Origin of the sequence: Streptomyces sp. NRRL WC-3549 (assembly GCF_000721935.1) — a bacterium.
Taxonomy (GTDB): domain Bacteria; phylum Actinomycetota; class Actinomycetes; order Streptomycetales; family Streptomycetaceae; genus Streptomyces.
Window position 1 is genome coordinate 12,689 of record NZ_KL585386.1, and the last position, 20,690, is coordinate 33,378.

General features: G+C 73.5%; 17 protein-coding genes and 6 pseudogenes. 8 read left to right on the forward strand and 15 right to left on the reverse strand.

Features of this window, described 5'->3' with window-relative positions; all coding sequences use genetic code 11:
* Positions 1-130 (reverse strand): annotated as a pseudogene (locus tag IH13_RS40055) ((2Fe-2S)-binding protein); the annotation flags it as partial.
* Positions 131-284: 154 nt separating this feature from the next.
* Positions 285-1,631, reverse strand: coding sequence for a class II 3-deoxy-7-phosphoheptulonate synthase (locus tag IH13_RS0104360; protein ID WP_031081129.1), 1,347 nt, complete (start codon positions 1,629-1,631; stop codon positions 285-287).
* Positions 1,632-1,734: 103 nt separating this feature from the next.
* On the opposite strand from IH13_RS0104360, the gene IH13_RS45960 reads away from it, so the two are divergent.
* Both IH13_RS45960 and IH13_RS0104365 read left to right on the forward strand, forming a co-directional pair.
* Positions 1,735-1,791, forward strand: coding sequence for a trp operon leader peptide (locus IH13_RS45960; protein WP_124277238.1), 57 nt, complete (start codon positions 1,735-1,737; stop codon positions 1,789-1,791).
* A 98-nt stretch (positions 1,792-1,889) separates the two neighbouring features.
* Positions 1,890-3,776: an anthranilate synthase family protein gene (locus IH13_RS0104365; RefSeq protein ID WP_031081130.1), complete on the forward strand. Its 1,887-nt coding sequence runs from the start codon at positions 1,890-1,892 to the stop codon at positions 3,774-3,776.
* Between the two features lie 43 nt (positions 3,777-3,819).
* Here IH13_RS0104365 and IH13_RS0104370 read toward each other — a convergent pair whose 3' ends face one another.
* The 4 genes from IH13_RS0104370 to IH13_RS0104385 all read right to left on the reverse strand — a co-directional run bounded on the left by IH13_RS0104370 (position 3,820) and on the right by IH13_RS0104385 (position 7,647).
* Positions 3,820-4,815 carry a 2-hydroxyacid dehydrogenase gene (locus IH13_RS0104370; RefSeq protein WP_031081132.1) on the reverse strand — a complete coding sequence of 332 codons (996 nt, stop codon included), beginning with the start codon at positions 4,813-4,815 and terminating at the stop codon, positions 3,820-3,822.
* A 113-nt stretch (positions 4,816-4,928) separates the two neighbouring features.
* The gene (locus tag IH13_RS0104375) at positions 4,929-5,573 is read right to left on the reverse strand and encodes a response regulator (RefSeq protein WP_031081134.1); all 645 of its coding nucleotides are present in this window, start codon (positions 5,571-5,573) and stop codon (positions 4,929-4,931) included.
* Between the two features lie 95 nt (positions 5,574-5,668).
* Positions 5,669-6,838 (reverse strand): MacS family sensor histidine kinase, encoded by a 1,170-nt coding sequence (gene macS, locus IH13_RS0104380; RefSeq protein ID WP_051835759.1) that lies wholly within the window; start codon positions 6,836-6,838, stop codon positions 5,669-5,671.
* Positions 6,839-6,909: 71 nt separating this feature from the next.
* A complete protein-coding gene (locus IH13_RS0104385; protein WP_037840756.1) occupies positions 6,910-7,647 on the reverse strand; it encodes a lysophospholipid acyltransferase family protein in 738 nt (245 codons plus the stop codon).
* 264 nt (positions 7,648-7,911) lie between these two features.
* Here IH13_RS0104385 and IH13_RS0104390 point away from each other — a divergent pair, with 264 nt between their 5' ends.
* Both IH13_RS0104390 and IH13_RS0104395 read left to right on the forward strand, forming a co-directional pair.
* The gene (locus tag IH13_RS0104390) at positions 7,912-8,691 is read left to right on the forward strand and encodes an alpha/beta hydrolase (protein WP_031081139.1); all 780 of its coding nucleotides are present in this window, start codon (positions 7,912-7,914) and stop codon (positions 8,689-8,691) included.
* Complete coding sequence (locus IH13_RS0104395; RefSeq protein ID WP_031081141.1) at positions 8,684-9,352, forward strand: hypothetical protein; 669 nt, start codon at positions 8,684-8,686, stop codon at positions 9,350-9,352. Before IH13_RS0104390 ends, IH13_RS0104395 begins: the two co-directional genes overlap by 8 nt.
* A 102-nt stretch (positions 9,353-9,454) precedes the next feature.
* Here IH13_RS0104395 and IH13_RS0104400 read toward each other — a convergent pair whose 3' ends face one another.
* The 6 genes from IH13_RS0104400 to IH13_RS0104425 all read right to left on the reverse strand — a co-directional run bounded on the left by IH13_RS0104400 (position 9,455) and on the right by IH13_RS0104425 (position 14,468).
* Entirely contained in the window at positions 9,455-10,216 is a 762-nt protein-coding gene (locus IH13_RS0104400) for an endonuclease/exonuclease/phosphatase family protein (protein ID WP_031081143.1), read from the reverse strand.
* A 75-nt stretch (positions 10,217-10,291) separates the two neighbouring features.
* Positions 10,292-11,233, reverse strand: coding sequence for an ROK family glucokinase (locus IH13_RS0104405; RefSeq protein ID WP_031081144.1), 942 nt, complete (start codon positions 11,231-11,233; stop codon positions 10,292-10,294).
* Between the two features lie 75 nt (positions 11,234-11,308).
* Positions 11,309-11,800, reverse strand: coding sequence for a DUF5304 domain-containing protein (locus IH13_RS0104410; RefSeq protein ID WP_031081146.1), 492 nt, complete (start codon positions 11,798-11,800; stop codon positions 11,309-11,311).
* Positions 11,801-11,881: 81 nt separating this feature from the next.
* Complete coding sequence (locus IH13_RS0104415) at positions 11,882-13,072, reverse strand: ArsA family ATPase (RefSeq protein WP_031081148.1); 1,191 nt, start codon at positions 13,070-13,072, stop codon at positions 11,882-11,884.
* A gap of 4 nt (positions 13,073-13,076) precedes the next feature.
* Positions 13,077-13,526: an SRPBCC family protein gene (locus IH13_RS0104420; RefSeq protein WP_031081150.1), complete on the reverse strand. Its 450-nt coding sequence runs from the start codon at positions 13,524-13,526 to the stop codon at positions 13,077-13,079.
* A 108-nt stretch (positions 13,527-13,634) separates the two neighbouring features.
* The gene (locus tag IH13_RS0104425) at positions 13,635-14,468 is read right to left on the reverse strand and encodes a metallophosphoesterase family protein (RefSeq protein WP_031081151.1); all 834 of its coding nucleotides are present in this window, start codon (positions 14,466-14,468) and stop codon (positions 13,635-13,637) included.
* A gap of 278 nt (positions 14,469-14,746) precedes the next feature.
* On the opposite strand from IH13_RS0104425, the pseudogene IH13_RS45965 reads away from it, so the two are divergent.
* From IH13_RS45965 to IH13_RS0104435, 3 pseudogenes are all read left to right on the forward strand, one after another.
* A pseudogene (locus IH13_RS45965) lies at positions 14,747-15,169 on the forward strand (AMP-binding protein); the annotation flags it as partial.
* A 100-nt stretch (positions 15,170-15,269) separates the two neighbouring features.
* Positions 15,270-15,431 (forward strand): annotated as a pseudogene (locus tag IH13_RS45970) (AMP-binding protein); the annotation flags it as partial.
* 80 nt (positions 15,432-15,511) lie between these two features.
* A pseudogene (locus IH13_RS0104435) lies at positions 15,512-16,885 on the forward strand (AMP-dependent synthetase/ligase); the annotation flags it as partial.
* Positions 16,886-16,934: 49 nt separating this feature from the next.
* On the opposite strand, the gene IH13_RS0104440 reads toward IH13_RS0104435, so the two are convergent.
* Complete coding sequence (locus IH13_RS0104440) at positions 16,935-18,047, reverse strand: glycosyltransferase family 4 protein (RefSeq protein ID WP_031081159.1); 1,113 nt, start codon at positions 18,045-18,047, stop codon at positions 16,935-16,937.
* Positions 18,048-18,124: 77 nt separating this feature from the next.
* Here IH13_RS0104440 and IH13_RS0104445 point away from each other — a divergent pair, with 77 nt between their 5' ends.
* A complete protein-coding gene (locus IH13_RS0104445) occupies positions 18,125-19,378 on the forward strand; it encodes a glycosyltransferase 87 family protein (protein WP_051835760.1) in 1,254 nt (417 codons plus the stop codon).
* Here the strand turns inward: IH13_RS0104445 and IH13_RS44320 are convergent.
* Both IH13_RS44320 and IH13_RS44325 read right to left on the reverse strand, forming a co-directional pair.
* Positions 19,335-19,861, reverse strand: a pseudogene (locus IH13_RS44320) (hypothetical protein); the annotation flags it as partial. The gene IH13_RS0104445 and the pseudogene IH13_RS44320 sit on opposite strands and share 44 nt — an antisense overlap.
* A gap of 1 nt (position 19,862) precedes the next feature.
* Positions 19,863-20,539, reverse strand: a pseudogene (locus tag IH13_RS44325) (hypothetical protein); the annotation flags it as partial.
* Positions 20,540-20,690 lie beyond the last annotated feature (151 nt).

The following is a 20,690-nucleotide window of genomic DNA, read 5'->3' on the forward strand; positions in this document are numbered from 1 at the left end:
CGCAGCCGCCGCAGTCGGTACCGGCCTTGCAGGCGGAGGCGATCTGGCGGGGCGTGCACGCACCGGCGTCCGCATGCTGCTTGACCTGCTGCTCGGTGACGCCGAAGCAGGAGCAGACGTACATGCGGTTCGCCTCCCGACGGGTCCGGTCGCTGTGCCGTCCCCGATGTTTCGGTGAGGCAAACCTAACCTTACTCGCCGCCCCTGGCGTGTAAAGCCCGGTACGGACTGTGGGGCACGGATCACATGGATCCGTGCCCCACGGGTACGCCCGGGGTGTTCCCCTACTGGTCGCGGTACATCTCCGCGACCAGGAACGCCAGGTCCAGGGACTGGCTGCGGTTGAGGCGCGGGTCGCAGGCGGTCTCGTAGCGCTGGTGCAGATCGTCCACGAAGATCTCGTGCCCGCCGCCGACGCACTCGGTGACGTCGTCGCCGGTGAGCTCGACGTGGATGCCGCCCGGGTGCGTGCCGAGGGCCTTGTGCACCTCGAAGAAGCCCTTGACCTCGTCCAGGACGTCGTCGAAGCGGCGCGTCTTGTGTCCGGAGGCGGCCTCGAAGGTGTTGCCGTGCATCGGGTCGGTGACCCACACGACGGCGGCACCGGACGCGGTGACCTTCTCGACGAGCTCGGGGAGCTTGTCACGGACCTTGTCGGCGCCCATGCGGACGATGAAGGTCAGCCGGCCGGGCTCGCGCTCGGGGTCGAGGCGGTCGATGTAGCCGAGCGCCTCGTCGACGGTGGTCGTCGGACCGAGCTTCACGCCGATGGGGTTGCGGATCTTCGAGGCGAACTCGATGTGCGCGCCGTCCATCTGGCGGGTGCGCTCACCGATCCAGACCATGTGGCCGGAGGTGTCGTAGAGCAGGCCGGTGCGCGAGTCGGTACGGGTGAGCGCCGACTCGTAGTCGAGCAGCAGCGCCTCGTGGGAGGCGTAGAACTCGACGGCCTTGAACTCGGCCGGATCCGTGCCGCACGCCTTCATGAAGTTCAGCGCGTTGTCGATCTCGCGGGCCAGGGCCTCGTAACGCTGCCCGGACGGCGAGGACTTCACGAAGTCCTGGTTCCAGGCGTGCACCTGGCGCAGGTCGGCGTACCCGCCGGTGGTGAAGGCGCGGACGAGGTTCAGCGTCGAGGCGGACGCGTGGTACATCTGCTTCAGCCGCTGGGGGTCCGGGATCCGGGCCTCCTCGGTGAAGGCGAAGCCGTTGACCGAGTCACCGCGGTAGGTCGGCAGCGTCACGCCGTCGCGGGTCTCGGTGGGCTTGGAGCGCGGCTTGGAGTACTGGCCCGCGATCCGCCCGATCTTGACGACCGGCACCGAGGCCGCGTAGGTCAGGACGGCGCTCATCTGGAGCAGCGTCTTGAGCTTGGCGCGGATGTGCTCGGCCGACACGGCGTCGAAGGCTTCGGCGCAGTCGCCCCCCTGCAGCAGGAACGCCTCGCCCTTGGCGACGGCTCCCAGGCGGGCACGCAGCTGGTCGCACTCACCCGCGAAGAGGAGCGGCGGATACGATTCGAGGTCCGCGATCACATCGCGCAGGGCCTCGGCATCCGGGTACTCGGGCTGCTGCGCCGCGGGAAGGTCTCGCCAGGTGTGGCCACCGGCGACGGAGGTATTGGCGTTCACGGTCACCTCCCCCACATTACGGGGTCGCGGGGTGCGTCCATCCGGCCGCTCATCAATTGAGACACCCGCTCGTCCGTGCCCCGGGTCCGCTAGGCTTCGCCGCATGTTCGCGCAGACGACCCAGAACTGGTGGTGGACCGCTCATCCGGCGGCCCGCTGACACATCGCGCGTACACACACTCCGCGAAGGCCGCCCGAGGGGCGGCCTTCTCCGCGTTCCGGAACCGGGAGCCGTTCCTCCATCAGGAAGGACCCCCCATGCCCGACCACGCCACCGCACTCGTCGGCAGACTGCTGCGGGACGACGCCCCGCCGTTCGCCCTGCTCCGCAGGCGGACGCCCGGCCGGGACCACGACCGTGTCGAGGTCCTGACCGGGCCCGTGCGCGAGGTGGACCGCCTCGCCGCGATTCCGGTCGGCGAGCTGCCCTCGCTGGCCCTGGTGCCGTTCCGGCAGATCGCCGAGCGCGGCTTCGACGTCCGGGACGACGGCACCCCGCTCGCCGTGCTCAGCGCCGAGGAGTCGTACGAACTCCCCCTGGACGAGGTGCTGGCGGCGCTCCCCGCACATGCCGTACGGGTCGAGGGCGGCGCCTTCGACATCCCCGACGAGGAGTACGCGGAGATCGTGCGGCGGGTCGTCGAGGACGAGATCGGGCGGGGCGAGGGGGCGAACTTCGTGATCCGGCGGACCTTCGGCGGCGAGATCCCCGGCTTCGGCCGCGCCGACGCCCTGGCGCTGTTCCGCCGGCTGCTGGCCGGGGAGCGGGGCGCGTACTGGACGTTCGTCGTGCACACCCCGGACCGCACCCTGGTCGGCGCCGGCCCGGAGGTGCACGTGCGGATGTCCGGCGGCACGGTCGTGATGAACCCGATCAGCGGGACCTACCGCTACCCGGAGCAGGGTCCCACCGTGGACGGCCTCCTCGCCTTCCTGGCCGACCGCAAGGAGACCGAGGAGCTCTCCATGGTGGTCGACGAGGAGCTCAAGATGATGTGCACGGTCGGGGACGTGGGCGGTGTCGTCGTCGGCCCCCGGCTCAAGGAGATGGCGCACCTCGCGCACACCGAGTACGAGCTGCGCGGGCGCTCCACGCTCGACGCGCGCGAGGTCCTGAAGGAGACGATGTTCGCGGCGACGGTCACGGGCTCCCCGGTGCAGAACGCCTGCCGGGTCATCCAGCGGTACGAGAACGGGGGCCGCGGCTACTACGCGGGCGCCCTGGCGCTGCTGCGCCGGGAACCCGGTGGCACCCAGAGCCTGGACGCGCCGATCCTGATCCGCACCGCGGACGTCTCACCCGCCGGCCGGCTGCGCGTGCCGGTCGGCGCCACCCTCGTACGCCACTCGGACCCGGCGGGCGAGGTCGCCGAGACACATGCCAAGGCCGCCGGTGTGCTGGCGGCACTCGGGGTTCGGCCGGGCCGTCCCGAGGCGGAGGCGGACCTCCCCCGGCTGGCGTCCCACCCCCGGGTGCGGGCGGCGCTGGACGACCGCCGTGGGGGGCTCGCGCCGTTCTGGCTGCGGATGCGGGAGCGCGCGGCGGAGCCCTCGGGCCACGCGCTGGTGGTGGACGGCGAGGACACCTTCACCGCGATGCTGGCGCACCTGCTGCGGTCCTCGGGCCTCGCGGTGTCGGTGCGCCGGTACGACGAACCGGGGCTGCGCGAGGCGGTGGCGGCCCACGCGGGTCCCGTCGTGCTGGGTCCGGGCCCCGGTGACCCGGGGGACACGGCCGATCCGAAGATGCGGCTGCTGCGGGGGCTCGCCGCCGCGCTGGTGCGCGACCACCGGCACGGGCTGCTGGGTGTGTGCCTGGGCCATGAGCTGATCGCGGCGGAGCTGGGGCTGCCCGTCGTGCGCAAGGCGGAGCCGTACCAGGGGGCGCAGACCCGGATCGAGCTGTTCGGCCGGCCGGAGACCGTGGGCTTCTACAACAGCTTCACGGCGCACTGCGACGAGGCGGCGGCCGTCGAACTGGCGGCGCACGGCATCGAGGTGAGCCGGGACGCGTCCTGCGGCGAACTGCACGCGCTGCGCGGGCGGGGGTTCGCGTCGGTGCAGTTCCACCCGGAGTCGGTGCTGACGCTGCGCGGCTCGGCGATCGTGGCGGAGCTGCTGGCGGGACTTCCGGTGCCGCGTTGAGGAACGGGTGGGGGCCCTTGCGGATCCGCCCGCTCCCGGGCCCTCACACGGCGGGGACGAGGACGTTCTCGCTGCGGCGGCCCGCCAGGTAGTCGTCGACGTTGCGCACGGTGGCGTCGACGATCTGGCCGACGGCCTCGCGGGTGTAGTACGCCTGGTGGGAGGTGACGACGACGTTCGGGAAGGTGACGAGCCTGGCCAGGGTGTCGTCGTCGATGCCCTCCAGCGACTTGTCGACGTGGAAGAGGCCGGCCTCCGCCTCGTACACGTCGAGCCCGACCCCGGTGAACCGGCCGCGGCGCAGTTCCGCGACGAGCGCGGTGGTGTCGACGAGTCCGCCCCGGCTGGAGTTGACGAGGATCGCGTCGTCCTTCATCGCCGTCAGGGCCTCGGCGCCGACGAGGTGCCGGGTGGCGGGGAGCAGCGGGACGTGGAGGCTGATCAGGTCGGCCTCGGCGAAGAGGCGCTCCTTGTCGACGTACGTCATGCCGAGCGCGGTGCAGGCGGGGTTCTCGGCGACGTCCCAGCCCAGGAGGTCCATGCCGAATCCGTGGGCGATCCGGGTGAACGCCTCGCCGATCCTGCCGGTGCCGACCACCCCGGCCGTGCGGCCGTGCAGGTCGCGGCCGAGGAGCCCGTCGAGCCGGAAGTCGAAGTCGCGGGTGCGGCCGGCCGCGCGCACGATGCGGCGGTTGACGGCCATGGCGAGGGTCCAGGCGAACTCGGCGACCGACTGGGGCGAGTAGTGCGAGACGCGGGCGACCCGCAGGCCGAGGCGTTCGGCGACGTCGAGGTCGATGTTGTTGAAGCCGGTGGAGCGCTGGGCGATCATCCGGGTGCCGCCGGCGGCCAGGGCCTGCAGGACGGGCCCGCCGAGGTCGGCGTTGACGCTGGTGGACACGGCCTCGTGGCCCGCGGCGATCGGGGCGGTGTCCTCGGTGAGGAAGACGTCCAGGCAGCGCACCTCGTGCCGCCCCTCGAAGGCCTTCTCGATCAGCGGCTTCTCGTCGGACTGGACACCGAAGGCGAGGATCTCCACGACATCTCCCGGGTGGGGGGTACGGGCTCTGGCGAATATACGGCCCGTACCCCCGGTCCGCGGGGCGACGTGCCCCCGGTGCCGGGGCGGTGTGCCCTCGGCACCGGCGGGTGTCAGGCCTCGTCGAGCCCGGTCTCGATCGCGTACCGCACGAGCTCCACCCGGTTGTGCAGCTGGAGCTTGCCCAGGGTGTTCTGGACGTGGTTCTGCACGGTGCGGTGGGAGATGACGAGCCGCTCGGCGATCTGCTTGTACGACAGGCCCTTGGCGACCAGCCGCAGGACCTCGGTCTCGCGGTCGGTGAGCCGCGGGGCCTTCGGCTCGTCGGAGGCGGCCGGGGCGGGGTCGGAGGCGAGGCGGCGGTACTCCCCGAGGACGAGCCCGGCGAGCCCGGGCGTGAAGACGGGGTCGCCCGCCGCCGTGGCGCGTACGGCGTCGATGAGCTCCTGGGTGCTGGCCGACTTCAGCAGGTAGCCCGTGGCACCCGACTTCACGGCCTCCAGCACGTCGGCGTGCTCCCCGCTGGCCGAGAGCACCAGGACCCGCAGCGCCGGGTGGGACCCGACGAGCTCCTTGCAGACCTGGACGCCCGGCATGCCGGGCAGGTTGAGGTCCAGGACGAGGACGTCGGGGACGGCGGCGCGGGCACGGCGCACGGCGCCCGGGCCGTCGCCCGCGGTCGCCACGACCTCGAAGCCGGCCTCGGACAGGTCGCGGGCCACCGCGTCGCGCCACATGGGGTGGTCGTCGACGACCATCACCCTGACGGGGCGCTCCGTGGGCCGCCGCGCGTGCGGCGTGCTCGGCGTCCGTGTGCTCGGTGTGCTCGGTGTGCTCGGTGTGCTCGGTGTGCTCATCGGGTCGTCCCTGCCTTCCCCCGTGAAACCTTCGGTACCTTCAACTCGACCTCGGTGCCCTGGCCGGGTACCGAGATCAGCTCCGCCGCGCCGCCCAGATCGCGCAGCCGGCCGCGGATGGACAGCGCGACCCCGAGCCGCCCCTCCCCCTCCGCCTGGTCCAGCCGGCCCTCCGGGATGCCCGGTCCGTCGTCCCGGACCGTCACGACCACCTCGTCCGGCTCGTCCTCCACCAGGATCCACGCCTGCGCGCCCACTCCGGCGTGGGCCCGGACGTTGTCCAGGGCGGCGCTCACCGCCGCGGCCAGCTCACGCGCCGCCCCGGGTGCCATCAGCACCGGGGCGCCGGGCTCGGCGAAGCTGACCCGGGCGCCCGCGTGCGGGGCGAGCAGGGTGCGCAGATCGGCCTCCGCGTGCCCCTGGTCACCGGCGTCGCCGGGGTCCGGGAGGCGGACCACGGCGCCCTCGGTGACGTCCTCGCAGACCCGGCCGCCGGGCACCAGGCCGCTGGAGACCAGGGTGCGCAGGGCGATCTCCTGTTCCCCCGCCATCCGGCCGAGTTCGGCGGCCTCGCCGCCGAGCGCCGTGCCCCGTCGCTGGACCATCGCGAGGACCTGGAGGACGCTGTCGTGGATGTCGCGGGCGAGGCGCTCCCGTTCACGGGTGGCGGCCTCGATCTCCAGGGCGCGGGCCAGGGTGCGTTCGCTGGCGCGGGCGACCTCGACGACGTAGCCGATCGCTATGGACGCGACCCAGACCAGCAGCACGTTGTGGATCGTGTCCCGGCTGGGCTCGCCGCGCTCGACGATGTTGGCGACGGCGACGAGGGTGGAGGCGAAGGCCGCCCACCGCCAGCCGCCCTTCAGCGCGAAGGCGAGCACCGCGCCGGCGGTCCAGATGGACGGCAGCGTGGTGCCGTCCTCCTGCCGGGCCTGGAAGTCGGCGAGCGGGGTGAGGAGGATCCCGGCGAGGGCGACCGCGAGGTCGGTGCCCAGGAAGCGCCGGGTGCAGCTCGCCGCGTTGGCGACCCGGGGCAGCGTCGCCAGCGTCCACACGGCCAGGACGGTGAGGAAGGCAGCGGCGACCCAGGGGCGTTCGTACTGGTCCCGGCGCAGGCACGCGAGCAGCACGGCGTAGCCCAGCGTCAGCACGCGGTACCCGGTCAGGGCCCGCCGACCCGTTCACCCCCGGTCATGGCCTCCCCCGATTCCCCTGCCCGGACGGCGGCCGGCGTGGTTCACCCGCCGGTCCGGTCCGTCCCCTTCTTCGCCTCGTCGGCCTTCCGCTTCGCCTCGTCGGCGATCTGCCGCTTGGCGGCGGTCGCGTAGATGTCCACGTACTCCTGGCCGGAGAGCTTCATGATCTCGTACATCACCTCGTCGGTGACCGAGCGCAGGATGAACCGGTCGCCGTCCATGCCCTGGTAACGGGTGAAGTCGAGCGGCTTGCCGATCCGGATGCCCGGACGCATCAGCTTGGGCACGACCTGGCCGGGCGGCTGGATCTTCTCGGTGTCGATCATCGCGACGGGGATGACGGGCGCGCCGGTGGCGAGCGCCACCCGGGCCAGCCCGCCGGGCTTGCCCCGGTAGAGCCGCCCGTCGGGCGACCGGGTGCCCTCCGGGTAGATGCCGAAGAGCCCGCCGCTCTCGACGACCTGTATCCCGGCCCTGATCGCGGCCTCACCCGCGCCGCGGCCGCCGGAGCGGTCCACGGGGAGCTGGCCGACGCCCTTGAAGAAGGCAGCGGTGAGCTTGCCCTTCACCCCGGGGGCCGTGAAGTACTCGGCCTTGGCGATGAACGTCACTTTGCGGTCGAGGACGGCCGGCAGGAAGAACGAGTCGGAGAAGGAGAGATGGTTGCTCGCGAGGATCGCCGGTCCCCGGGCAGGGATGTTCTCCAGGCCCTCCACCCACGGCCGGAAGGCGAGCTTCAGGGAGCCGCCGATGGAGAACTTCATCGCGCCGTAGATCAACTCGGGTGCCTCCTGTGTGCTGTCGGTCAGACCTTAGCCTGTGGGCCCGTCCTCACTCCTGCCCCGCTCCGGGCGGTGTCCGCCTCCCCGGTACCCGCTCTCCCGGGCGGCCCCGGGCGTCCGGGGCCGTCACGGCCTGAACCGGGCCGGTCCGGGCGGGTGGTGACGGCCCTGGTCGGTGTCGGTCCGGTCGCGTACGGTGAAGGCATCTTCCGCACTCCTTCCGCACACCCCCGCCACGCCTCACGAACAAGGAGACCCCTGGTGCCGGTCCTCCCCGGAGCCGAGCCGTTCCGCCACGAGGGCGGAGAGGTCGGCGTCCTCCTCTGTCACGGATTCACCGGTTCGCCGCAGTCGATGCGCCCCTGGGCCGACTACCTGGCGGAGCGCGGCCTGACCGTCTCCCTCCCGCTGCTGCCCGGTCACGGCACGCGCTGGCAGGACCTGGCGGTCACCGGCTGGCAGGACTGGTACGCGGAGGTGGACCGGGAGCTGCGGGCGCTGCGCGACCGGTGCGCCCAGGTCTTCGTCTTCGGTCTCTCCATGGGCGGGGCGCTCGCGCTGCGCCTGGCCGCGAAACACGGGGAGACCGTCAGCGGGCTGGTGCTGGTCAACCCGGCGAACAAGGTGCACGGCCTGTCGGCGTACGCCCTGCCGGTCGCCCGGCACCTGGTGCGTACGACGAAGGGGCTGGCCAACGACATCGCGCTGGAGAACTCCGACGAGATCGGCTACGACCGGGTGCCGTTGCACGCGGCGCACTCGCTGCGGACGTTCTTCCGGCTGGTGGACGGCGAGCTGCCCCAGGTCACCCAGCCGCTGGTGCTGCTGCACAGCCCGCGGGACCACGTCGTGCCGCCGGCCGACTCGGCGCGGATCCTGAGCCGGGTGTCCTCGACGGACGTCGAGGAGATCCTCCTGGAACAGAGCTACCACGTCGCGACGTTGGACCACGACGCGAAGCGGATCTTCGGCGAGAGCTACCGGTTCATCGGCCGCCTCGCACCCAGCGTCGGCAAGAAGGGGAGCACGTCCGGTGGCTGAGTACGACGCGGAACGCACGGGCAGTGACGAGGAGCGCGACCCGCGCCCCACGGAGGGGACGGCCGCCGTTCCCGGAGGCGCGGAGGAGGTCGCGCCGCTCGACGAGGCGGCGGCCTGGGAGGCGATCGTCGCCGGGTACGGCGAGGAGCCGCCGGATCCCCCGGGAGCCAAACCGTTCAAGTCGGTCGAGGACCTGGCGCGCCTGGAGGCCGGCCAGCTGAACACCCTGCCGGAGGCGGAGCCCGACCGGGGCGACGGCCCGGACGAGGGGGCCGACGGCACTCCGGCGGGCGGCCCGCCGGAGAAGAGGCTGGGCAGTTCGATCGTCTTCGCCCCGGGGGTCGCGGGTCCGCGCGACTACCAGGTGGCGGAGCCGCGGGACGGCGACCTCGACAATCCGGACGACGGCGAGGAGGGGCACTTCGTCCCGCCGGAGCCGCCGCCGCTGCCGGAGGCCGACGCCACCGCGAAATTCGCGTGGCTGGCGGTCGTCGGCGGACCGGTGCTGATGCTGGTCGCGGTGCTGCTCCAGTGGGAGATGACGTGGTGGCTCACCACGCTGAGCATCGGCGGCTTCATGGGCGGCTTCGTCACCCTGGTCGCGCGCATGCCGCACGACGACGAGGAGGACGACGACCCGGGACGCGGCGCGGTCGTCTGACCGGCGAGGACGCGGCGCGGTCGGCAGGCCCGCGACGGGCGGGGCGGCGCGGTCGGCAGGCCGGGCGCGGTCGGGCCGGGCGCGGTCGTCCGGCCGGGCCGGTCAGGGCCCTGCCGGGACCCGGAGGGCGGCCAGGACCGGCAGATGGTCCGTGGCCGCCCGCAGGTCGCCGCCGGTGACACCGGGCAGCCCGGCCGGCACCCCGCAGCCGAGCACCTCGATGCCGCCGGTCGCGAACAGCGCGTCGATCCGCTTCACCGGTTCCACGGCCGGGAAGGTGAGCTCACCGCCCCAGGGGCCCACCGCCCGGCAGTCCTGGAGCCGCCCGGCCAGCCGCCGGAAGGCCGGACCGTCCGGCTCGTCGTTGAGGTCCCCGCCCACCACCGCGTGCGGGACCCCCAGCGCGTCCAGGCGCTCCAGGAGCAGTCCGGCCTGGGTGCGCCGTTCCCCGCGCTCCAGGCTCAAGTGGCAGCTCACCACGCCGAGTCGCGCCCCGGCGACGCGTACGACGGCGGTGGCCAGCCCGCGGCGGTGCAGGCCCGGGGTGCGGGGCAGCAGGACGTCCTCGGTGCGCTCGACCGCGGCCCGCAGGGAGCAGAGCAGCATCGGTCCGGCCGCGGTGGCGCCGCCGGAGAGCACGACGAGGTCGGTCGCGGCGGCGAGCCGGGCGGCGGCCTTGCGCCAGCGGAAGAAGCGCGGGGCCTCCTGGAGGCACACCAGGTCGGGCGCGCAGGCGCGGATGACACGGGCCAGCGCCTCGGTGTCGTCACGCAGCGAGCGCACGTTGTAGCTGAGCACCCGGATGAGGGCCGAACCGTCCGGCTCGGTGCGGGATCCGGGCAGCGGCGTCGGCACGGTGACCATGCGCTGCACGATACGTCCGACGCCCGCCGCTCCCCGGGAGGGCGCGACGGGCGTCGGAGGACGAGCGGGCCGGTGTCAGCCCTGGCGGGCCAGGTCGGCTGCGCCCACCAGACCTGCCTTGCCGCCCAGTTGGGCGGCGAGGACCTGGGCGTGCGGGCGCCACTCCCCGCCGATCAGCCAGCGCCGGAACGACTTGCGGATCGGGTCGAGGACCAGTTCGCCCTCGTCGGACACCCCGCCGCCGACGATGAAGGCCGACGGGTCGAAGAGCGAGGCGAGGTCGGCCAGTCCGGCTCCGGCCCAGCGGGCCAGCTCACGGAACGAGTCGACGGCCACGGGGCAGCCCTGCCGGGCGGCCTCGCTGATGTGCTTGCCCTCGATGCCCTCCACCGTGCCGTCGCCGAGACCCAGCAGGATCGGGGCGTTCTCCGGGGTGGCGTTGGCACGCTGCCTGGCGTACCGGACGAGAGCGCGCCCGGAGGCGTACTGCTCCCAGCAGCCCTGGCTGCCGCAGCCGCACAGCAGCCCGTCCGGGACGACCCGGATATGGCCGAATTCCGCCGCCACACCGAAGCGTCCCCGGCGCAGCTTGTTGCCGATGATGATGCCGCCGCCCAGGCCGGTGCCGAGCGTGATGCAGATGACGTCGTCGTGGCCCTGGCCGGCACCGAAGCGGTACTCGCCCCAGGCCGCCGCGTTGGCGTCGTTCTCGACGACGACGGGGAGGCCGGTGCGCTGTTCGACCTTGTCCTTGAGCGGCTCGTGCCGCCAGTTGATGTTGGGGGCGAACAGCACGGTGGCGCGCTTGTCGTCGACGTATCCGGCCGCGCCGATGCCGACGGCTTCGACGTCGTGCCCTTCGCTCGCTCCGGCCACGGCCGAGCTGATCGCGTCGACGATGGCTTCCGCGGTCGGCGGGGTCGACACCTTGAACGTGGAGAGGATCTGGCCCTCTTCGTCGACCACTCCAGCCGCGATCTTCGTGCCGCCGATATCGACGCCGATGGTGAGTCCCATGAATCCCTCAGTTTCGGTCGAGCCCCGCTAGGGCCAACCGTACCCGAGCCGGGGACGGGTGTTTCCTGCCCCTGGTCAGTCCAGGTCGATCTGCTCGCCGCCGCCGGGCCCCTCGTCGCGCGGGTCGGAGGGGTTCCGGGCCGCCTTCCCGGTCGGTTCCGGTCCCCCCGGGGCGGTGGGCGCGGTGCCGGAGGCGCCCTCGGTGCCCCGGGTCCAGCGTCCTTCCTGGCCCTCGACGGCGGAGCGGTAGGCGGCCAGGAGCTCGTTGCCGGCGGCGGCGAGGTGGTCGAAGACTCCGGGGTTGCGTTCGATGACGGGCCCGACGGCCGACCTGGCCTGCCGGATCACCTGCTGGACGGTCCCCTGGGCGGCCGCTCCGAGAAGCGGCGACTGGAGGGAGGAGACCTTGTCGGCGACCGCGTCGAACAGCTTGCGCAGCTCCTCGGCGGCCGAACCGGGCGGCGGGCCGTACTCGGCCCTGCGGCGGGCCTTCTCGGCTTCCAGGTCCTCGGCGCAGGCCTGCGCCCACGCGTCGTCGTCGGCGGGACGATCGGTGGCTTCACTCATGGCGGACTCCTGCGACGCGGTTGCCTGCGACGGCCCTGCGGGCCCCGTACCACCGACGTTACCCGAACGGTGGCGGAGGGTTCACGGTGTCCGGGGCCAGAGGGCGGGGTCCGGGACGAACCGGACGCGCAGCACCCCGTCGGTCAGCGCGGCCCCGGCGACGGTGCACCTGCGCAGCGCGGACTCCAGGCGCACGACGCGGTGGAACTCGCCGGCGGTGAGGAGGAGTTCGTCGCCCCGCCGGACGAGCCGGAGGTCCTCCTTGGCGGCACCGGGCAGCGGCAGACACCAGGTCAGCACGCCGTCGTCACCCGGCTCCCCCCGGTTGTCCTCGGTCCACCAGGGGTCCTCGGCCGGCCCGGGCGCCCGCTCGTCCGGTGCGCAGTCCGCGCCCAGCAGGCCGAGGTCCTCGGGCGTACGGGGGTCGCGCCCCAGGTGGGGCACCTCGGTCACCGGGGTGGCGGCCTGGCGCCAGCCGTCCAGGCACGTGTCCTGCCGGGCGGCGAGGCCGGCGAACCAGGGGTCGGCCGAGTGCCGGGGCAGCAGCCGGTTGGCCACGAGGGTGTCGACGCGCAGTCCGTACAGGGCGAGCCCGGTACGGGCGCTGCCGAGCGCGTCCCGGGCCGCGGGGCCGGGCTCGGCGACCAGCCGCACGGTCGTCGCGCGGTCCCCGAGGAGCCCCTCGACGGCGGCGAGTTCGGCGTCCTTGCGGGCGGCTGCCTCGTACAGCCACTGCGCGGGCATGGGGACCCCGGCGATCTGGGCGAGCATGGGGCGCAGCGCGCGGGCCGCCTGGCGTTCGGGGGGCAGCAGCCGGCGCAGGTAGCGGCGGAGCCGGCCGGGCAGGGCGAGGACGTCGAGGGCGTCGGCCAGCGGCGGCAGGTCGACGACGAGTACGTCGTACCGGGTGGACCAGTCACCGGCGGCGGCCCGGTGCAGCGTGTGCAGGAGGGCGAGCTGCCGGCTGCCCGGCAGTTCGGTGAGTTCCTCGGCGTCCATCCGGTTGGCGCCGAGGAGGTCGAGGACCCCGGAGGCACGCTCCTGGAGGGCGACGAGTTCGTCGCGGAAGTGCGCGGCGGAGTCGGTGCGGACGTGGTGCAGCCCGTCGGCCGTCCCGGCCGGGGCCGCGCCGGCGGGGACGGGCAGTCCGGGGACCGGGTCGGTGGTGACCAGGAGCGTGCGTCGGCCGCCGCGGGCGGCGGCGAGGGCGCTCGCCGCGGCGACCGTCGTACGGCCGGCCCCGCCGGGGCCCGTGACGAGGACCGTGCGCACCCGGTCAGGCCTTGGAGACGGACTCGACGCGCTTCTTCAGGCCGGCCAGGGCCCGGTCGATGATGACCTTCTCGGCCTTCCGCTTGATCATGCCGAGCAGCGGGATCTTGACGTCCACCGCGAGCCGGTAGGTGACCTGGGTGCGGTCGCCGTCGCCGAGGGGTGCCAGTGCGTAGCTGCCGTCGAGGGCGCGCAGCATCTGGGACTTGACGAGCGTCCAGTCGACCTCGTACTCGCTGTTCCAGGTGTAGGCGAGGACGTGGTCGTCCTTGATGGCCCCGGCGTCCAGCACGAGGCGGACCTGCTCGGCGCGGCCGAGGCCGTCGGTGGCCAGGATCTCGGCCTCCTTCACCTCTCCGGTCCACTCCGGATAGCGGGCGAAGTCGGCGATCACGCCCATGACGTCGGCCGGTGCCGCCTCGATCGTGATGCTCGAGCTGGTGTGTTCAGCCATCGCCGTGGCCCTCCAGTGCGGTAACGCCGGTCGCATTCGGCAGTGACCTGCCGGGTGCAGGTTATCGCGTGCCCACGGTGGCCCCGTCCACGCCCCGGTCCCGCCGGCTCACCACTCCAGGACCCAGGGCCGCCCGGTGGCGGCGAAGTGGCCGACGTTGACGCACTCGGTGGCCCCGATCCGCATCCGGCGCACCAGCGGCTGGTGGACGTGGCCGAAGAGCGCGTACCTGGGGCGGGTGCGGTGGATGGCGTCCAGCAGGGCGCGGCTGCCGCGCTCGAAGCGGCGGGCCACCGTGTCCTCGAAGCGGCGGGCCACCGTGTCGTACGTCAGCTCGGGCACCTCGGGCGGGATGTGCGAGCACAGGACGTCCACCGGGCCGAGCGCCTCGACCTTGGCGGCGTACTCCTCGTCGCTGATCTCGTACGGCGTGTTCATGGGAGTCCTGAGGCCGCCGCCGACGAAGCCGAAGACCCGGCCGCCGATCTCGACGCGCTCGCCGTCCAGCACCGTCGTACCGCTCCCGGCGTACTCGGGCCAGAGCGCGGGCACGTCGACGTTGCCGTAGGTGGCGTACGTCGGGGTGGGCATGGCGGCGAACATCTCGGCGTACTGCTTGCGTACGGCGCCCAGGATCGCCGCGTCGCGGTCGCGCCCGGCCCACAGTTCGCGGCCGAGGGCGCGTGCCTCCTCGAAGCGGCGCGCGGTGCGCAGTTCGACGAGGCGGTCGGCGTTGGCCGCGCCGAACAGGTCGGGGAAGATTCCGCGCGCGTGGTCGGCGTAGTCGAGGAAGAGCACCAGGTCACCGAGGCAGACCAGGGCGTCCGCGCCGTCGCCGGCGCGTGCCAGCGCCTCGGTGTTGCCGTGGACGTCGCTCACCACGTGTACGCGCGTGCGGCGGGTCGCGGTGGTGTCCCTGCCGTGCGCTCGGCTGCCTCGCATGGAGATCACCCTAGGTCCTGTGTATAAGAGACAGTGGCCCGCCGGACCTGCGGTTACTTCCGGGTCGTCAGGCCTGTGCACTACTGTGCGCCGAAGGCCCATGGACATGTGTGATGCATAAGACATCTGGCCGGGCCCCCCTATCCGGAACCGCGTACCGGTGGGTAACGTCCGGGCAGTCCAGTCGTGCTCACCCCACTGAGCACCTGCCAGTCTTGGACCGCATCCGGTGCGTCGCACAGAGTCGTGGAACCGGAGCCCGATGAGGAGCAGCAGTCTTGCGCGAGTTCAGCCTTCCGGCCCTGTACGAGGTCCCTACGGACGGCAACCTGACGGATCTCATCCGCCGCAACGCCGCTCAGCATCCCGACGTCGCGGTCATGAGCCGCAAGGTCGCCGGCGCGTGGGCCGACGTCACGGCCACCCGGTTCCTCGCCGAGGTGTCCCAGGCGGCGAAGGGGCTGATCGCGGCGGGCGTCGAGCCCGGTGACCGGGTCGCCCTGATGTCGCGCACCCGCTTCGAGTGGGTGCTGCTGGACTTCGCCATCTGGAGCGCGGGCGCGGTCACCGTGCCGGTCTACGAGACCAGTTCCCCGGAGCAGGTGCAGTGGATCCTCGGTGACTCCGGAGCGGTCGCGGTGCTCGTCGAGAACGGCACCCACGCCGCGGCCGTCACGGCCGTGCGCGACCGGCTCCCGGCCCTGCGCCATGTGTGGCCATGTGTGGCGGATCGACGAGGGCGCCCTCGGCGAGCTCACCGAGGGCGGCTCCGGGGTCTCCGACGAGACCCTGGACCTGCGGATGCGCAGCGCCAAGGCGGACGACCCGGCGACCCTCGTCTACACCTCGGGCACCACCGGACGCCCCAAGGGCTGTGTGCTGACCCACCGCAGCTTCTTCGCGGAGTGCGGCAACGTGGTCGAGCGGCTGAAGCCGCTCTTCCGCACGGGCGAGTGCTCCGTGCTGCTCTTCCTGCCGACGGCGCACGTCTTCGGGCGGCTGGTCGAGGTCGCCTCCGTGATGGCGCCGATCCGGCTCGGNCCCTGCGCCATGTGTGGCGGATCGACGAGGGCGCCCTCGGCGAGCTCACCGAGGGCGGCTCCGGGGTCTCCGACGAGACCCTGGACCTGCGGATGCGCAGCGCCAAGGCGGACGACCCGGCGACCCTCGTCTACACCTCGGGCACCACCGGACGCCCCAAGGGCTGTGTGCTGACCCACCGCAGCTTCTTCGCGGAGTGCGGCAACGTGGTCGAGCGGCTGAAGCCGCTCTTCCGCACGGGCGAGTGCTCCGTGCTGCTCTTCCTGCCGACGGCGCACGTCTTCGGGCGGCTGGTCGAGGTCGCCTCCGTGATGGCGCCGATCCGGCTCGGCTGTGTGCCCGACATCAAGAACCTCACCGACGAACTCGCCTCCTTCCGGCCGACGCTGATCCTCGGGGTGCCCCGGGTCTTCGAGAAGGTCTACAACTCGGCGCGCGCCAAGGCGCAGGCCGACGGCAAGGGCAGGATCTTCGACCGCGCGGCCGACACGGCGATCGCGTACAGCCGGGCGCTGAGCACCCCGCAGGGCCCCTCCTTCGGACTGCGGGTCAGGCACAAGGTCTTCGACAAGCTGGTCTTCGGCAAACTGCGGGCGGTGCTCGGCGGCCGGGGCGAGTACGCGATCTCCGGCGGCGCGCCGCTGGGCGAGCGGCTCGGCCACTTCTTCCGCGGCATCGGCTTCACGGTGCTGGAGGGCTACGGCCTCACCGAGAGCTGCGCCGCCACCGCCTTCAACCCGTGGGACCGGCAGAAGATCGGCACGGTCGGCCAGCCGCTGCCCGGCTCGGTCGTGCGGATCGCCGACGACGGCGAGGTCCTGCTGCACGGGGAGCACCTGTTCAGCGGGTACTGGCAGAACGAGGCGGCGACGGCCGAGGCGCTGGCGGACGGCTGGTTCCACACGGGCGACATCGGGACGCTCGACGAGGACGGCTATCTGACGATCACCGGCCGCAAGAAGGAGATCATCGTCACCGCGGGCGGCAAGAACGTCGCCCCCGCCGTCATCGAGGACCGCATCCGCGGCCACGCCCTGGTCGCCGAGTGCATGGTGGTCGGCGACGGACGGCCGTTCGTCGGCGCGCTGATCACCCTGGACGAGGAGTTCCTCTCCCGTTGGGCCGAGGAGAACGGCAAGCCCACCGGTTCGACGGCCCTCTCGCTGCGCGAGGACGCCGATCTGCTGGCCGAGGTGCAGCGTGCCGTGGACGACGGCAACGCGGCGGTGTCCAAGGCGGAGTCGGTGCGCAAGTTCCGTGTCCTGCCCAGCCAGTTCACCGAGGAGGCGGGGCACATCACGCCCTCGCTGAAGCTGAAGCGCAACGTGGTGGCGAAGGACTTCGCGGACGAGGTCGAGTCGATCTACCGCGGCTGACCGTACGGGAGGGGGCCCGGACGGCGTCCGGGCCCCCTCCCGTATCCGCTCACAGCAGGGTCCGCAGCTTCTCCGCGAGCAGGTCCCAGCGCCACTTCTCCTCGACCCAGTCCCGGCCCCGCTCCCCCATCCGCCGCCGCAGCGCCGGGTCGCCGAGCAGGGTGACGATCCGGTCGGCGGTCTCCTCGGCCGATCCGCCGCGCACCACCCACCCGGTCTCGCCGTCGAGGACCGCGTCCGGGGCGCCGCCGGAGTCGCCCGCCACCACCGGCAGCCCGGTCGCGGACGCCTCCAGGTACACGATGCCCAGGCCCTCGACGTCGAGCCCGCCCCGCCGGGTGCGGCAGGGCATGGCGAAGACGTCACCCGCGCCGTAGTGGGCGGGCAGCTCCTCCCACGGCACCGGACCGGTGAAGCGCACGGAGTCCTGGACGCCGGTCTCGGCGGGGCCGCCGACGATCAGCAGGACGGTGTCCGGCTCCTTCGCCAGGATCGCGGGCATGGCGAGGATCAGGGTGTCCTGGCCCTTGCGCGGGACCAGCCGCGACACGCACACCACGACGGGCCGGTCGGTGAGCCCGAGCCGCTCCCTGACCAGGTCACCGCCGGAGGCCGGGTGGAAGGTCTTCTCGTCGACGCCGGGCGGCAGCTGCACCATGCGGTCCGCGGCGGCCGGGGTGAGCGCGCCGGCGATCCGGGAGCGGGTGTACTCGCCGAGGTAGGTGAGGGTGTCGGTGCGCTCGCCGACGCGGCGCAGCAGCTGCCGGGAGGCGGGCAGCTGGGCCCAGCCGGCCTCGTGCCCGTGGGTGGTCGCGACGATCCGGCGGGCCCCGGCCCGGCGCAGCGCGGGCGCCATCAGCCCGAGCGGGGCCGCCGCCCCGAACCACACGGAGGTGCAGCCGTGTTCCCGCAGCAGCCGGACCGCCTGCCGGGTGGCCCCCGGGGTGGGGAGCAGCATCGTCGTGCGGTCGCGTACGACGGTGAAGGGCTGCTCGGCGTCGAAGGCGGCGGTGGCCCGGACGCCCTCGGCCCCGCGCTTCCAGGTGGAGGCGTACACGACGAGCTGCGCGGGGTCCAGCCGCAGCGCCATGTTGTGCAGGAAGGCCTGGATGCCGCCCGGGCGGGGCGGGAAGTCGTTCGTGACGATCAGGGTCTTGTCCATCGCGAACGACAGTACCGGGCGCCTTGACGGCCCTGCCTGACGGCTCCCGCACGGGCCCGGCCTGCATGATGGCGTGCATGACGGTCAGGACAGGAGCGGTCGGACGGGTCATGGCCCCGGCCGTGTGGGCGCTCACCCGGGCGGTGCTGCTGCTCTGTGTGTTCAAGGTGTTCACGGTGCCGGGCCCGGACGTCACGGTCGACGTCTCGGTGATCTACCAGGGCTGGTACGAGGTGTTCCGCGGGGGTTCGTACCCGCTGGACGACGTCACCTGGCAGTATCCGCCCGCCGCGGCGCTCGCCGTGGCCTCCCCGGCGCTGCTGCCGTTCCTGGAGTACGCGTCGGCCTTCTTCGTGCTGGTGCTGCTCTGCGACGCGCTGGTCATGGGCCTGCTGCTGTACGCGGCCCGGCGGCCCGGCACCCGTCGGGCCGGCGCGTGGGTCTGGGTGGTGGGGGTGCCGCTGCTGGGCCCGACCGTGTACGCCCGGTACGACCTGATGGTGACGGCCGTGGCGGTCGCGGCGCTGCTGGCCGGGGTGCGCCACCCGCGCGTGATGGGGGCGCTGGCCGCCTTCGGGGCGCTGCTGAAGGTGTGGCCGGTGCTGCTGCTGGTGGGGACCGCCAAGGGCCGGGCGACGCGGCGTTCCTGGACGGCCGCCGCGGTGGCCGCCGGGGTGCTCGCGCTGGTGGCGGCGGTGGCGCTGCCCGGCGCCTACGCGTTCCTGGCCTTCCAGCGGGACCGGGGTCTGGAGATCGAGGCACCGGCGGCGCTCTTCTTCCACCTGGCACGGGGGTCCGGCTGGCCCGGCGGGATCGAACTGCGCTACGGGTCGATGGAGTTCACCGGCCCGCAGGTCGCACTGGTGAGCACCCTGGCCCTGTGGCTGAGCGTGCTCGCCTTCGGCTGGATGCTGCTGTGGCGGCTGCGGGCCCGGACGTTCGCGGCGCACACCCCGGCGGACGCGGCGTTCACGGCGGTGCTGCTGTTCACCGCCACCAGCCGGGTCGTCAGCCCGCAGTACATGGTGTGGCTGGTCGGGCTCGCCGCGGTGTGCCTGGTCTTCCGGGGCACCGGGATGGCGCTGCCCACGTGTCTGGTGCTGGTGGCCACCGGGGTGACCGTGCTGGAGTTCCCGGTGGGTTTCGCACACGTCGTGGCGAGCGACACGCAGGGGGTGGCCCTGCTGGCCGTGCGGAACGGGCTGCTGGTGGTGGCGACGGTGGCCGCCGGCCGGCGGCTGTGGCGGGACAGCGTCCCGGGCAGGGCGGGCGCGGTGGAGGAGGAGGTCACCCCAGCCGGTCGCGCAGATACTCCCGCCAGCGCGCCGTGAAGTCCTGCGGGGTGGTGCCGAGCACGCTCTGCAGGGCGTGCTCCACCGCCCCGTCCCGCGTCGAACGGCTCCCGACCGCCCGGTAGAAGTCGACCAGCTCCTGCTCGCCCCACTCCTCGGCGATCAGCTCGCAGGCCAGCCAGCCGCCCTCGTACGCCCGCGCCAGCTCGTCCGCGTCCTCACCGAAGCCGAAGTCCCCGTCCTCGGGCAGCCGCGCGGGGAGTTCGCCGCGCCGGACCGCGTCCGTCAGTTCGGGTGCGAGCTCGGGGGCGCTGCGGGCCTCCCGCCGGTAGGCGGCGAAGTCGGCGAAGCCCTCGGAGAGCCAGACGGGCGTCGCGGCGGAGGTGTCGGCCCGGGTCGCCACGTGGGTGGTCTCGTGGGTGAGGACCACCCGCTGCCCGAACTCCCCGAGCATCCCGTACGCCTGCGGGTTGACGATCACCCGGTCCGCCGGCCGCCGGCCGCTGCCGCCGACCTCGCCGGNCCCGCCATGTCCTCGACGGACTCGGGGACGAGCACCACGACCCTCCGGTCCCAGGGCCGGGGCCAGGACTCCCCGACGGCCGGGACCGCCCGGTCGGCGGTGTCCGCGATCCGGCGCAGCTCGCCGGTGCGGCGTCCGACGCCCAGGACGAGGCTGTGCGCGCCGTGGACGACCTCGACGTCGCCCTGCTGCCAGAGCTGGGCCGGGGAGTCCTTCCCGGCCCGGTCCGCGACGAGGTACCAGGGGCCGCCGTCGCCGTGGCGGACCAGCTCCACCGTGCGGGCCGAGGAGACCGGGGCGTGGTCGTACCCCTTGATCCGGTAGCGCAGCTCCACCTCCGCGGTGACCCGGCCCGCGCTCCGCCGTGAGACGTCCTTCAGCCGGTACGCCCACGACTCCAGCGGGACGTCGGCCAGGTGGTCCAGTTCGGCGCGCTGGGCCGTGCGGAACCCGGTGGCCGCCGGGTCGACCGTGCCGAGGTACGCCTCGGTGTCGTGGGCCAGGACGGCGGCGGCGCGCCGGTCCAGTGTGGCGCGGACCTCCTGGGCGGTGGCGCCGGTGGTGTCCTCGGGCGGCGCGGCGCACGCGCAGGCGAGCAGCAGCCCGGCGATCACGGCACCCGCCGTGCGCCGTCCGCGGGTGCGCTCCCGCTGCGCGTCCTGCGTTCGAACAGCCATCCAGCCGATCGTACGGTCAGACGCGTGTGCGGCCCCCCGCCCCGGCCGGGCGGACCGACGACCGGGGCGCACGGCAGCACCGACGGTGGCCGGGCGGCTGCGCGGCGGCCGGCGGGCGTGCCGGGGCGCAGCGCGGCGGACACGGCGGCGC